Below are 12,197 nucleotides of genomic sequence, written 5' to 3' on the forward strand. Positions count from 1 at the left end.
GGGCGTACTCGGCACGTCGGACCGCGCTGGTTAAGGTGGCTGTTCCTGGCGAACCGGAACGAGGGGGCGGGCCGGATGGCGGCTGGTGGTGAGCGTCGACGCAGGTCGGATGTTGTGCGGTACTGGCGGGCGGTGGAGATGTTCAGCCCGCAGAAGGTGGAGCCGGTCTCGCGCCCGAAGGACATGTACCCCGTCGAGTCCGGGGCCCCGCTGCCCTGGGAGGAGGGCCACCCCGTCCGGCGGCGGCTCCCGGCCCGGAACATGGTCAGGCAGCACACCGTCTACTGCGGTGTGTATCCGGTCGCTGCCGTACGGGACGTCCTCCTCGATGTCTTCGGTGGCAGCGACGAGGACCACGACGGCCGGGTGAACGGGGACAGCGCCCTGCTGGCCTTCGAGGTCACGGACGAGGGACTGCTGGTCCAGGACTCCCTGGTTTTCTCGGCCTGTGGCTGGGCCGTGGGACGCAGTCGCAAGCCGGGACCCGGGGCCCGGGGGTGGCTGGACGGTTTCGACGAGGCGGTCGCCGTGTGCGAGCGGGTCGTCCTCGGCGTCGGGGACGGCGACCTGCCCATCGTGGACACGGCGCCCGGCAGCCGGTCGCGGCCGTTCGCCGGGCTGGTGTGCGAGATCGCGATGGGTGCGGTCGGTGGCGCGCTGAACGCGGCCCTCGGGCCTGTCCTCGGCGATCTGGCGGCCGGAGCCCTGTCCGGCGCGGCCGACGCGGTGTCCGGCGGACGGGCAACGGATGCGGAGCCCGGCGGAGGCCAGCCGGACACGGACGCTACCGGGGACGACGCTCCGCCGCGGCTCGGGGAGATGCCTCTGACCGTCCGTGATCTGTCCGCCGTCACCCGGTGGGTGACGGAACACTTCGGTGTCGGCGACGACCTTCGCTCCGAGGCGATCCGGGTGCAGACCCGCACGGTGGCGCGTCGCAAAGCAGGGCGGTCGGGCGGCACGGACTTCCTGAACAGCTTCATCGCGTCAGACCTCTCGCTGGTCTCCGACCGCCTCGGTGGCGAGGAGCCGGGAGCGGCCCTGCGCGACTACCTGACCTCGGCCACCGCGCTGCTCGGCCGCACCAGGGTCGATCTCAAGGAAAACCCGGACGCGGTGCTGAACGGTGTGCAGCCCGTGAACATCCCGCTGGGCCGGTGGCCCGCGAAGACGGAACATCCCCTGGTGCTGAGCCAGCAGTTCGCCGTCAACCGGATCGTGGAGCAGCTCGCGGACAAGGACGGTCTGTACGCGGTGAACGGCCCGCCCGGCACCGGCAAGACCACCCAGCTGCGCGACCTCATCGCCGCGATCCTGGTCATGAGGGCGGAGGCCCTGTCCGGACTGGGGCGGCCGGAGGACGCGTTCGCCAGCACGGCGTACCGCTGGAACACCGGTACGTACCAGCGTTCCGTTGCCCCGCTGAAAGCCGAGCTGACCGGTTACGAGATGGTGATCGCGTCCGCCAACAACGGGGCGGTCGAGAACATCTCCACGGAAATTCCCGCCCTCGACTCCATTGCGGAGGAGTGGCGTGAGGAGGCTGCCTTCTTTCCGGAACAGGGTCGTCTCATCCTGGACGGCGCACCCGCGTGGGGAACCATTGCCGCGAAGCTCGGCAACAAGGGAAACCGCTCGGACTTCCGCAGTCAATACTGGTTCGGCCCGCCGCTCGAGGAACGGGCCGAGCGCGGCGAGGGAATGCGGGACCTGCTTCGGGCAGCCGCGGGTCGACCCGGGGGTGAGACGGCCTGGCGGCAGTCCGTGGTCCGCTTCCGCGAGGCCCGACAGAAGGTGCTCACCCTGCGCCAGGAGCGCCAGCCCGCATTCGAGGCCCTGCGGGATCTCAGCGGTGCCCAGGAAGCGGTCACCGCGGCCCGACGGGCGGTCCGAGCGGCGGAGCAGGAGCTGACGGCGCTCGTGGAACCCGCGCGGGAGGTCCGTGCAGCCCGGGACCAGGCGCAGCATGCCCTGGCCGGGCCCGCACAACGCAGGGCGGAACACCGAGAGCACCGCCCTGGTCTCGCCGCGGGCCTGTTCACCTTCGGCGCGGCCCAACGTGACTGGCAGGCGGAGGACCGTCTGCTGGCCGCGGCCGAACAGAGCGCCCGCACGGCGTACGAGGAACACACGCGGGCGACCGCGGCCTTCGACCGGGCCGAGGGCGAGCGTCGGCGCCTTCTGGGCGAGGCGAGGCGGGCCCTGAGCTCGGCGGACCGCCACCACGCACGTCTCCAGGAGCGATTGCGCGACGCCCGTGAACGGTGGGGGCCGCATCTGCCTGGCGGCGAGGACCTGGACGGACGTACGCGGGAAGAGGCGCGCGAGCTCTCCTCACCCTGGTCCGATCCGGAGTTCACCCGGGCCCGTACCCGGCTCTTCCTCGCCGCTATGGACCTGCACCGTGCGTTCATCGAGGGTGCCGCCGACCGGATGCGCAAGAACCTCGACGCCGCGATGGACGTGCTGTGCGGCGAAGCTCCCAGGACCCTTGGGCCCGATGTGGTACAGGCCGCCTGGCAGAGCCTGTTCCTCGCCCTGCCCGTGGTCTCCACGACCTTCGCGTCACTGGACCGGATGTTCACAGGCCTCGGGCCACGGTCCCTGGGCTGGATGCTGATCGACGAGGCCGGACAGGCGACCGCGCAGATGCCGGTGGGCGCGCTGTGGCGGGCACGCAGAGGCGTCATCGTGGGCGACCCGCTCCAGCTGGAGCCTGTGGTCACCCTGCCGCATACAGGCCAGCAGGCCCTGCGCCGCACGTTCGGTGTCGCCGAGGAGTGGGAGCCTTCTCGCACCTCGGCCCAGCGTGTGGCCGACCGGCTCAACACGTACGGCACATGGCTTCCCGCTCCCCAGGGTGCGGAGGCGGATCGGGTGTGGGTGGGATCGCCGCTGCGCGTCCACCGCCGTTGTGACGATCCCATGTTCACGATCAGCAACGACATCGCCTACGACGGGCTCATGGTGCACGGTGTCCACCGCACGGACGACTACACGGTGGCACGCCGCAGCGTGTGGTGGCCGGTGAGCGGCGGGCGCGCGGCCCAGGGCAAGTGGTCACCCGACGAGGGAGAGTGCGCGAACGTCATTGTGCACCGGCTGGTCGATCAGGGCCTGGACCCGGAACAAGGGCTCTTTGTCATCAGCCCGTTCCGGGACGTGGTGACGGGGCTGCGCCGGCACCTCTGTTCGGTGGTACCCCGGGACCGGGTGGGCACCGTGCACACCACGCAGGGAAAGGAGTCCGACGTCGTCCTGCTCGTTCTCGGAGCGGGTGGCGACAAGTCCGGCCCTCGGTCCTGGGCGGCTTCCGCTCCCAACCTGCTGAACGTGGCGGTCAGCCGTGCACGGCGACGCCTGTTCGTCGTCGGTGACCACGACCCCTGGCGCGGTCTTCCACACTTCGACGTCATGGCCGGTCAGCTGCCGTGTCTGACGGAGTCCCAGCAGACGGCGATGCGGGACCTCGCGCCCGCGACCCTTCCCACGGGGTGCCGCTGTCGATAGCGATGCCCGGGCACTTCCCCGGTCCGTCCGGGGCCGCCCTGCTCACTGTCCTTGCCCGGGCCTCGGTGACCGACACATCCTCGAGCCGGACGGACAGGGATTCCCCGCGCCGCGGGTCCCACAGCCATACGCGATCACCGGACGTCCCGAAGGTGAGCAGAGGGCGTGTGGTAGCGAGCGGACCGTTGAAGACCGGAGTCTCCTCGGCCAGGGGTGTGACGCAGACAAGTCTGGCCCGAGCCCCGTAGTACGCCGCCGGTACAGTCCCTGCCGTCGCGGCGGCTCGCGCACGGTTCGCCGCTGCTTCTGCTTCGGCGAGTCCGGCTGCCAGCGAGATGCCGATGACGAAGAGGCTCATCAGGGGGACACCGATCCGGACCATGCCCCGCGCGTGGATCCACTGGTGGTAGTGGCGCATCCAACCGGCAAGGGCCAGCACCACGGCGGCTAGCCCGAGAGCGAGGCCGACCGGCTTGAGTGAGGCCGCGTAGGTCCAGTACACCGAGATATGGATCGCGTCGGAGGGAACCCCGAATCCGGACTGGAGGTACATCGTGTGCAGCAGCCCACCGAACCAGGGCAGGCTCAGAGCGAGTGCGGGAACGAGCGCCGGTACAGCCCAGTTGGCGTTTCTGCTGAACCAGGAGTGGACGAGGGCATAGCCCAGTCCGTAGAGGACGAAAGCGAGGGCGCTGCCGACGCCCACGGTGTACGCGAGGATGCGTCCGGCTTGCTCGGGTGGCCCGGGCGCCGTCAGAGCGAGCATCAGACCGAGAGCCGCTGAGGTGCCGACGGATGCGGTACCCCAGGCGGCGACGACGATCGATGGCCGGCCCTGCCGCCGGTCGGTCAGCTGACGGCCTACGGGGCGGACCAGCGCGCACGTGAAGATCAGCGGCACGAGCATCTGGAGACCGTCGAGCGTGGCGGTCGCGAAACCGCTCGCGGTGGCGATGCCCAGCCCCGCGAGAAGCGGCCCGGCCAGACGCCAGGCGGGCACGGGAGCCGGCGGCGGGGCGTCGGCGGCCCTGCCCTCCATCCCCATCGGAATACGCAGGCGCAGATCTTCCGCGTTGAAGTGACGCCCGGTCAACGTTCCGCGTTCCAAGCGCCGGGTGAGTTCCTCGACGGACGGGCGGCCGGGCAACTTGAGAATACGGACGGTGGTGATGAGTCCCAGAGCGGTACGCAAGGCGGCGAACCGGCCGCCGAAACCCGAACGGGCCGATGTGTTCGGCAGACGCCGATGAGCGTGCAGCTCGGTGCGGTAGTCGTGTGACAGATCGTGCTCGATCAGTGCTGCGTCCACCACCCACATGCCCGCGTGATGACGGCGGGCCAGGGCCTCGATCTCGGAGGTCGCCGCCCGTACAGCCCCGAATCGTGCCCCGTGAAGACGTACCTCGACGAGAAGTCCCGCTCTGCCGAAACCGAGCGCGGCTGCCGTATCCCGCCCTCCTTCGGCGGCCTGCTGCTCGGCCTCCGGGAGCCATGGCCGTACCGTCCAGCCCCGGCCTTCCAGGAGTTGTGCTGCGAGCACTGTCTCGTCAGGACTGTCCACAACCGCGATGAGCACCTCGACCCGGCGGTTGAACGGCTCGACCGGCAAGGACGCCGTTTCCGCAGGCTCGCCGGGCGGGCCCGCGGCACCGGAGCGAGGAGGGGGAACAGCGCGCCCCACCGGCACTCTGATGCCTGGCCGTTGTCGTCGCAGCACGTTCCGTACGCTCCTCCCTGGGCACATCCCGGTGACGTGGACCGAGAGAACCCTCTCGTATCACCGGCACTGCGGGCGAGGCCCGTGCCGCGCAGACGCAGGCACACCACCGCCCCCGGCGCCTCGCGGTGCCGGGGGCGGGGCTCGTGCGGAGAGGTCAGCGCAGCTGCTCGTACGCCGGCAGGGTCAGGAAGTCCGCGTAGTCCTGGTCCAGGGAGACCTGGAGCAGGAGGTCGTGGGCCTGCTGCCACTTGCCGGCGGTGAAGGTCTCCTCGCCGATCTCCTCGCGGATCGCGGCCAGTTCCTCGGCGGCGACCTTGCGGGCCAAGTCCGCCGTGGCGTGTTCGCCGTTCTCGAAGACCACGTCCGCGTTGATCCACTGCCAGATCTGCGAGCGGGAGATCTCCGCGGTGGCGGCGTCCTCCATCAGGTTGAAGATGGCGACCGCGCCCAGGCCGCGCAGCCAGGCCTCGATGTAGCGGATGCCGACCGCGACGGCGTTGCGCAGGCCGTCGTAGGTCGGGCTGGCGTCGAGGGTGTCGATGGCGATCAGGTCGCCCGGGGCCACCGAGACGTCCTCCCGCAGCCGGTCCTTCTGGTTGGGCTTCTCGCCGAGGACCGCGTCGAAGGAGGCCAGGGCGATCGGGACCAGGTCGGGGTGGGCGACCCAGGAGCCGTCGAAGCCGTCGTTCGCCTCGCGGTCCTTGTCCGCCTTGACCTTCTCGAAGGCCACCTTGTTGACCTCGGCGTCGCGGCGCGAGGGGATGAAGGCGGCCATGCCGCCGATCGCGTGCGCGCCGCGCTTGTGGCAGGTGCGGACCAGGAGTTCGGTGTACGCCCGCATGAACGGGGCGGTCATCGTCACCGCGTTGCGGTCCGGGAGGACGAACTTGGCCCCGCCGTCACGGAAGTTCTTGACGATGGAGAAGAGGTAGTCCCAGCGTCCGGCGTTCAGCCCGGAGGCGTGGTCGCGCAGCTCGTAGAGGATCTCCTCCATCTCGTACGCGGCGGTGATCGTCTCGATCAGCACCGTCGCGCGGACCGTGCCCTGCGGGATGCCGACGTAGTCCTGGGCGAAGACGAAGATGTCGTTCCAGAGGCGGGCCTCCAGGTGCGACTCCGTCTTCGGCAGGTAGAAGTACGGGCCCTTGCCCAGGTCGATCAGGCGCTGGGCGTTGTGGAAGAAGTAGAGGCCGAAGTCGACCAGCGCGCCGGGCACCGGGGTGCCGTCCAGCTGGATGTGGCGCTCGTCCAGGTGCCAGCCGCGGGGGCGGGTGACGACCGTGGCGAGCTCGTCGGCGGGCTTCAGCGCGTACGACTTGCCCGACCTCGGGTCGGTGAAGTCGATGCGGCGCTCGTAGGCGTCGGTCAGATTGAGCTGGCCGAGGATCACGTTCTCCCAGGTGGGAGCGGACGCGTCCTCGAAGTCGGCGAGCCAGACCTTCGCGCCCGAGTTCAGGGCGTTGATGGTCATCTTGCGGTCGGTCGGACCGGTGATCTCCACCCGGCGGTCGTTCAGCGCGGCCGGAGCCGGCGCGACCTTCCAGGAGTCGTCCGCGCGGACCGCCGCCGTCTCGGGCAGGAAGTCCAGCGTGGAGGTGCGGGCGATCTCGGCGCGGCGCTCACCGCGCCGGGCGAGCAGCTCATTGCGGCGCGGGGTGAACTGGCGGTGCAGTTCGGCCACGAACGCGAGGGCCGCGTCGGTCAGGACCTCTTCCTGCCGGGGCAGGGGCTCGGCATCGACGATGGCCAGCGTGGACGGCGCTGGTGCGGACATGAGCTGTCACTCCTTCAGCGGGCGGCGGCGTCTCATGGCCGCCGGGTCGCCTGAGACGGCACGGCGTGCCATGGCTCCGAGATACGGCCGTGGGTGCCGTCTGAGGTTCAGAGGGCTTCTGACCAGTGGATAGTAGTTTCCTCATGGTGGAAGTTCAATGGTTTGTTGATGTCGAGATTCTCCGGGTCGACAGAAACGGGCCGGTGGCGGCGCAGCGTGCCGCCGCGGCCACGGACTGTTCGCGACGGGCGGGCTCCGCACGGTCACTCCAGATGCCGCAGATCCTGCGAGGTGTCGATGTCGTACGCCTCGGCCACATCCGAACACTCCACGAGCGTGATCGCATCGCGGTGCTCCCGCAGATACGCCCGCGCGCCCCGGTCGCCCACCGCCCCCGCCGCGATGTCCGCCCACCGCTCTGCCCCGAACAGCACCGGATGTCCCCGCTCCCCGCCGTACGAGGCGGCCGCCAGACTCGTCCGCGAGCGGTACGCGAGACGCACCCGCGCCACCGCCTCCGCCCCGATCCCTGGCTGATCGACCAGAAGGACGAGTGCCGCGTCCGCGTCCGTCGGGCTCAGGGCGGCCAGGCCCAGGCGGAGCGAGGAGCCCATGCCCTCCTCCCAGCCCGGGTTCACCGTCACCGCGCAGCCCGAGAGGTCCGCGCGGGCCCGTACCTCCTCGGCCGCCGCACCCAGCACCACGTGCAGCGGGCCGCAGCCGCCGTTGCGCAGGGAGCGCACCGCGTGCTCGATCAGCGGGCGGCCCCGGTGCTCCAGCAGCGCCTTCGGGCGCCCGCCGAGCCGACGGCCCCCTCCGGCGGCCAGGAGTACCCCCGCGACCTCGGGGTTCTTCGCGGCGGAAGCCATCTCCGCGGTCCTCTCCGTCGCCGTGCCCTGAGTCGTGTCCGTAACCATGGGGTCTGGATACCACTGAGCCCTTCGCACATGCGACACGCATGTCACCCTCAGGGGTAACCCCGATTTCTTTCCGTGGGCTGGCGCGCACTGCCTGTCATGGCGTTAACTTGCGGGCACACCCGGGGACTTGGCCACAGCCCGGGTCGGGGGTCACACCGGCACAAGGATGTGCGGAGGGGGAGTGCTGTGTTGCGAAGCGTGGGGCAGAAGCGGCTGACCGGCAGCGACGAGGACCCGAGAGTGGCCGAGCTGCGGATGGCCGTCTCCCGGCTGCGCCGCGAACTGGCCGGGCTGCGCACCGAATTCCCGGACCGGCCGATCGCCGAGGACGAGCTGGCGGCCCTGGACGCGATGGCCGTCAGCGGCGTGCCGGAGATCCCCCGCATGCGCCGTTCCCTGCTGCTGATCGCGGGGGCGATCGGCTCGGTGAGCGCGGTGGCCGCGGCCCTCCGCGAGGTGCGCAATGCGGTCGACCTCTTCGGGGAGCCCCCGCGCCGCTGACCCGCGGTGCGCGAGCCCGGCTTCAGCGGCGGATGAGCCTGCGGGCCGTGGCCGCCGCGACCGCCGACGTACGGGAGTCGACGCCCAGCTTGGCGTAGATGTGCACCAGGTGGGACTTCACCGTGGCCTGGCTCAGGAAAAGCCGCTTGCTGATCTGCAGGTTCGACAGGCCCTCCCCGACCAGCTGCAGCACCTCCAGCTCGCGCCGGGTCAGCGCCTCGGCCGGGGTGCGCATCCGGTCCATCAGCCGGTGCGCCACCGACGGTGCGAGCGCGGAGCGGCCCGCCGCCGCCGTGCGCACCGCCGCCGCCAGCTCCTGCGGTGGCGCGTCCTTGAGCAGATAGCCGCTCGCACCCGCCTCGACCGCCGCCAGGATGTCCGCGTCGGAGTCGTAGGTGGTGAGGATCAGGACCCGGGGGCCGTCCGGTGCGGCGGTGATCGTCGCCGTGGCCTCCGAGCCGTGCATGCCCGCACCGAACTGGAGGTCCATCAGGACCACGTCGAAGCCGCCCGCCGCGGCCAGGGCGACGGCCTCCTCGGCGGTGGCGGCCTCACCGGCGACCCGGAAGTCCGGCTCGGTGTCCAGGACCGCGCGCAGCCCCGCCCGGACGACCGGATGGTCGTCCGCGAGCAGCAGCCGAATCGCGTCCCCGTCCCCGCTCCCGCTCATGCCGCACGCTCCGCTTCCGTGACGGGCAGCGGCAGGGTGACCGCCACCGCCGTGCCCTGTCCCGGCGCCGACTCCACGCTCAGCGCACCGCCGAGCGACGCGGCGCGCGCCCGCATCGCCGGCAGTCCGAAGCCGCCGTCGCCGCGCTCGTGGACCGGCGCCCCCGACGGGTCGAAGCCCTGCCCGTCGTCCACGACGTCCAGCGCCACCGAGGTGTCCATGAAGCTCAGGGTGATCTCCGCCCGTCCCGCCCGCGCATGGCGCACGGTGTTGGCCAGCGCCGACTGCGCGGTCCGCAGCAGCGCCACCTCGTACGGCGTCGGCAGCTCCACCGGGGTGCCGCTCACCGCGAACCGTACGGTCAGGTCCGGTGCGGTCGTACGGGCGCAGAGCCGCTCCAGCGCGGCGGCCAGCGAACCGTGCTCCAGGTCCGGCGGCGTCAGCGCGCGGACGAACGAACGGGCCTCGGCGAGGTTCGCCTGCGCGGCCTCGCGGGCGGCCCGCACATGCGCGGCGGCCGGTGCGTCCTCGGGCAGCGAACGCTCGGCGGCGCGCAGCAGCAACTGGATGCTGGACAGGCCCTGGGCCAGCGTGTCGTGGATCTCCCGGGCGAGGCGCTCACGCTCGGCGAGGGTCCCGGCCGTGCGTTCCGCCTCGGCCAGGTCCGCACGGGTGGCGACCAGCTCCACGATCAGCTCGCGCCGCCGTTCGCTCTCCCGGAAGAGCGCGTCGTACCCGAGGACGGTGGCGACGGCGACCGCCGCGCCGATCAGCGGCCCGATGAACGCGCCGGGCTCGATCTCCTGCCGGTGCACGACGAAGCTGGTGATCGCGGCGCCGGCGGTGACCACGACGGCGGGCAGCGCCCACCGCATCGGCAGGATGTGGAGCTGGAGGAAGTAGAGAGGGAAGGCCACCCACAGGGCGTCCGGCGACAGGACCAGCAGCGCGGCCCACAGGGCGCCGAGACCCGCCAGCCACACGGCTCCCGCCCGGCTTCCGGGCTGTACGGAGGAGGCGAGCGGCCCCGCCGCGTACAGGGCCGCCATCAGCGCCGCCACCACCACGACCGCCGGTGCCCGCTGTGCGTCCTCGCTCACCGCGCGGACCACCGCCAGGCCCAGCAGCCCTGTCAGCAGCGCGTGCAGACAGAGCCGCAGGGCTGCCGTGACGTGGGTGTGCGAACGCGAATCCATGGTTCGTCCAGCGTAGCCGCGGCCTCCCCGGACCCGGTCAATCGAAAGGTTGATCCCGGGCCCGTCCGCCGCGCGATGTTTTCCCGCCCGCGCCGCACGACGCTGGAGCCATGTTCGTCGCATGGAGAGACCTTCGCTTCGCCAGGGGCCGGTTCGCGCTCATGGGCTCGGTCGTGGTGCTGATCACGCTGCTCGTGGGCCTGCTGTCCGGCCTGACCGCCGGCCTGGCCCGGGAGAACATCTCGGCCGTCACCGGTCTGGACGCCGACCACCTGGCCTTCGCCGCGCCCCCCGACGGGCAGGCGGAGTCGTTCGCCAACTCGACCGTCCGGGAGGACACCTGGCGGACCTGGGCCGGACGGGCCGGGGTCGAGGCCGCCCAGCCGGTCGGCATCCGGACCCTGAACGCCACCGCCGCCGGTGAGCGGACCGCCGCCGTGTCGGCCTTCGGCGTCGAACCGGACGGCACCCTCGGGCCGGAGGGGATCGGCCCGGGGCGGGTCGTGCTCTCCGAGAAGGCGGCCGAGGAGCTCGGCGTCACGGCGGGCGACAGGATCGCGCTCGGCCGGACCGAGCGGGAGATCGCCGCCGTCGCCACGGACGCCTCGTACAGCCACACCCCCGTCGTCTGGACCTCGCTCGACGACTGGCAGCAGCTCGGCCACGACGGCGCCGGGCCCGCCGAACAGGCGACCGTGATCGCCCTGACCACCACCGGTGGCGCCGACCTCGCGGCGGGGGACGAGGCGGCGGGCACCAGCACGCTCACGCTCGACGACTCCCTCACGGCCATCGGCTCCTACCAGGCGGAGAACGGTTCGCTGCAACTGATGCGCGGCTTCCTCTTCGCCATCTCCGCGCTCGTCATCGGGGCGTTCTTCACCGTGTGGACGATCCAGCGCAGCGGCGACGTCGCCGTGCTGAAGGCGCTCGGCGCGTCGACCCCGTACCTCCTGCGCGACGCGCTGGGACAGGCCGTGGTGATGCTCGCGCTCGGTACGGGGCTGGGCACCGTGCTGGCCGCCGGGGCCGGGATCCTGATCGGCGGGGGAGCCGTGCCGTTCGTCCTGGACGCGGCGACCGTCCTCGTCCCGGCCGCCGTGATGATCGCCCTCGGCGCGCTCGGGGCCGCCCTGTCCATCCGGCGGATCACCGCCGTCGACCCGCTCACCGCACTCGGGAGTGCCCGATGACGCTCACCCTGACCGACGTCACCCTCACCTACCCGGACGGCGAGGGGCGGCTGACCGCCCTGGACCGGGTCTCGCTGGACGTGCCCCCGGGCACGCTCACCGCCGTCGTCGGACCGTCCGGCTCGGGCAAGTCGAGCCTGCTCGCCGCCGCCGCCACCCTGGTCACCCCGGACTCCGGCGAGGTCGTGGTGGCCGGTACGCCGACGGCGGGCCTCGGCGGGGCCGGGCGGGCGGCCCTGCGCCGGGAGCACATCGGCATCGTCTTCCAGCAGCCCAACCTGCTGCCCTCGCTGACCGCCGCCGAACAGCTCCAGGTGATGCGCCACCTGTCCGGCGGGTCCGCCCGCAGCGCCCGCCGCCGGGCCCTGGAGCTGCTGGACGCGGTCGGCCTGGCCGACCGCGCCGACCGGCGGCCGCACCAGCTGTCGGGCGGTCAGCGCCAGCGGATCAACATCGCACGGGCGCTGATGAACGAGCCGGCGGTCCTGCTCGTCGACGAGCCGACCAGCGCACTCGACCACGAGCGCGGCGCGGCCGTACTCGATCTGCTGGTCGCTCTGACGCGGGAGCGCGCCACCGCCACCGTGCTGGTCACGCACGATCTGGCGCACCTGGAGCGGATGGACCGCACGGTGACGATGGACGACGGGCGGCTGACCGTCCCGGCCGGGGTCTGAGACGAGGAGCGGCGGGCCCAGGTCACCGGGCCCGCC

General features: G+C 71.9%; 9 protein-coding genes. 4 read left to right on the plus strand and 5 right to left on the minus strand.

The features are described 5' to 3' along the window. Positions 1-138 precede the first annotated feature (138 nt). A complete protein-coding gene (locus IE272_RS16080) occupies positions 139-3,510 on the plus strand; it encodes a DEAD/DEAH box helicase (RefSeq protein WP_229897329.1) in 3,372 nt (1,123 codons plus the stop codon). Here the strand turns inward: IE272_RS16080 and IE272_RS16085 are convergent. The 3 genes from IE272_RS16085 to IE272_RS16095 form a co-directional block, all read right to left on the minus strand. Beyond that, complete coding sequence (locus tag IE272_RS16085; RefSeq protein ID WP_190007144.1) at positions 3,413-5,119, minus strand: hypothetical protein; 1,707 nt, start codon at positions 5,117-5,119, stop codon at positions 3,413-3,415. The two genes, IE272_RS16080 and IE272_RS16085, sit on opposite strands and share 98 nt — an antisense overlap. 265 nt (positions 5,120-5,384) lie before the next feature. Next, positions 5,385-7,004 carry a malate synthase A gene (aceB, locus tag IE272_RS16090; RefSeq protein ID WP_073959770.1) on the minus strand — a complete coding sequence of 540 codons (1,620 nt, stop codon included), beginning with the start codon at positions 7,002-7,004 and terminating at the stop codon, positions 5,385-5,387. Between the two features lie 263 nt (positions 7,005-7,267). Continuing rightward, positions 7,268-7,873, minus strand: coding sequence for a nucleotidyltransferase family protein (locus tag IE272_RS16095; RefSeq protein ID WP_190007145.1), 606 nt, complete (start codon positions 7,871-7,873; stop codon positions 7,268-7,270). A gap of 249 nt (positions 7,874-8,122) precedes the next feature. Here IE272_RS16095 and IE272_RS16100 point away from each other — a divergent pair, with 249 nt between their 5' ends. Continuing rightward, entirely contained in the window at positions 8,123-8,425 is a 303-nt protein-coding gene (locus IE272_RS16100; RefSeq protein ID WP_063804474.1) for a DUF5955 family protein, read from the plus strand. 22 nt (positions 8,426-8,447) lie between these two features. Here the strand turns inward: IE272_RS16100 and IE272_RS16105 are convergent, their stop codons facing one another. Beyond that, positions 8,448-9,095, minus strand: coding sequence for a response regulator (locus IE272_RS16105; RefSeq protein WP_073803984.1), 648 nt, complete (start codon positions 9,093-9,095; stop codon positions 8,448-8,450). Further along, positions 9,092-10,291, minus strand: coding sequence for a sensor histidine kinase (locus IE272_RS16110; RefSeq protein WP_190007146.1), 1,200 nt, complete (start codon positions 10,289-10,291; stop codon positions 9,092-9,094). The genes IE272_RS16105 and IE272_RS16110 overlap by 4 nt, the downstream gene beginning before the upstream one ends. 110 nt (positions 10,292-10,401) lie before the next feature. On the opposite strand from IE272_RS16110, the gene IE272_RS16115 reads away from it, so the two are divergent. Then, positions 10,402-11,484 carry an ABC transporter permease gene (locus IE272_RS16115; protein ID WP_190007147.1) on the plus strand — a complete coding sequence of 361 codons (1,083 nt, stop codon included), beginning with the start codon at positions 10,402-10,404 and terminating at the stop codon, positions 11,482-11,484. Then, complete coding sequence (locus tag IE272_RS16120; protein WP_056712236.1) at positions 11,481-12,161, plus strand: ABC transporter ATP-binding protein; 681 nt, start codon at positions 11,481-11,483, stop codon at positions 12,159-12,161. The genes IE272_RS16115 and IE272_RS16120 overlap by 4 nt, the downstream gene beginning before the upstream one ends. The last annotated feature ends 36 nt before the right edge of the window (positions 12,162-12,197 follow it).

The sequence above is a fragment of the Streptomyces anulatus genome, from assembly GCF_014650675.1.
Taxonomy (GTDB): domain Bacteria; phylum Actinomycetota; class Actinomycetes; order Streptomycetales; family Streptomycetaceae; genus Streptomyces; species Streptomyces anulatus.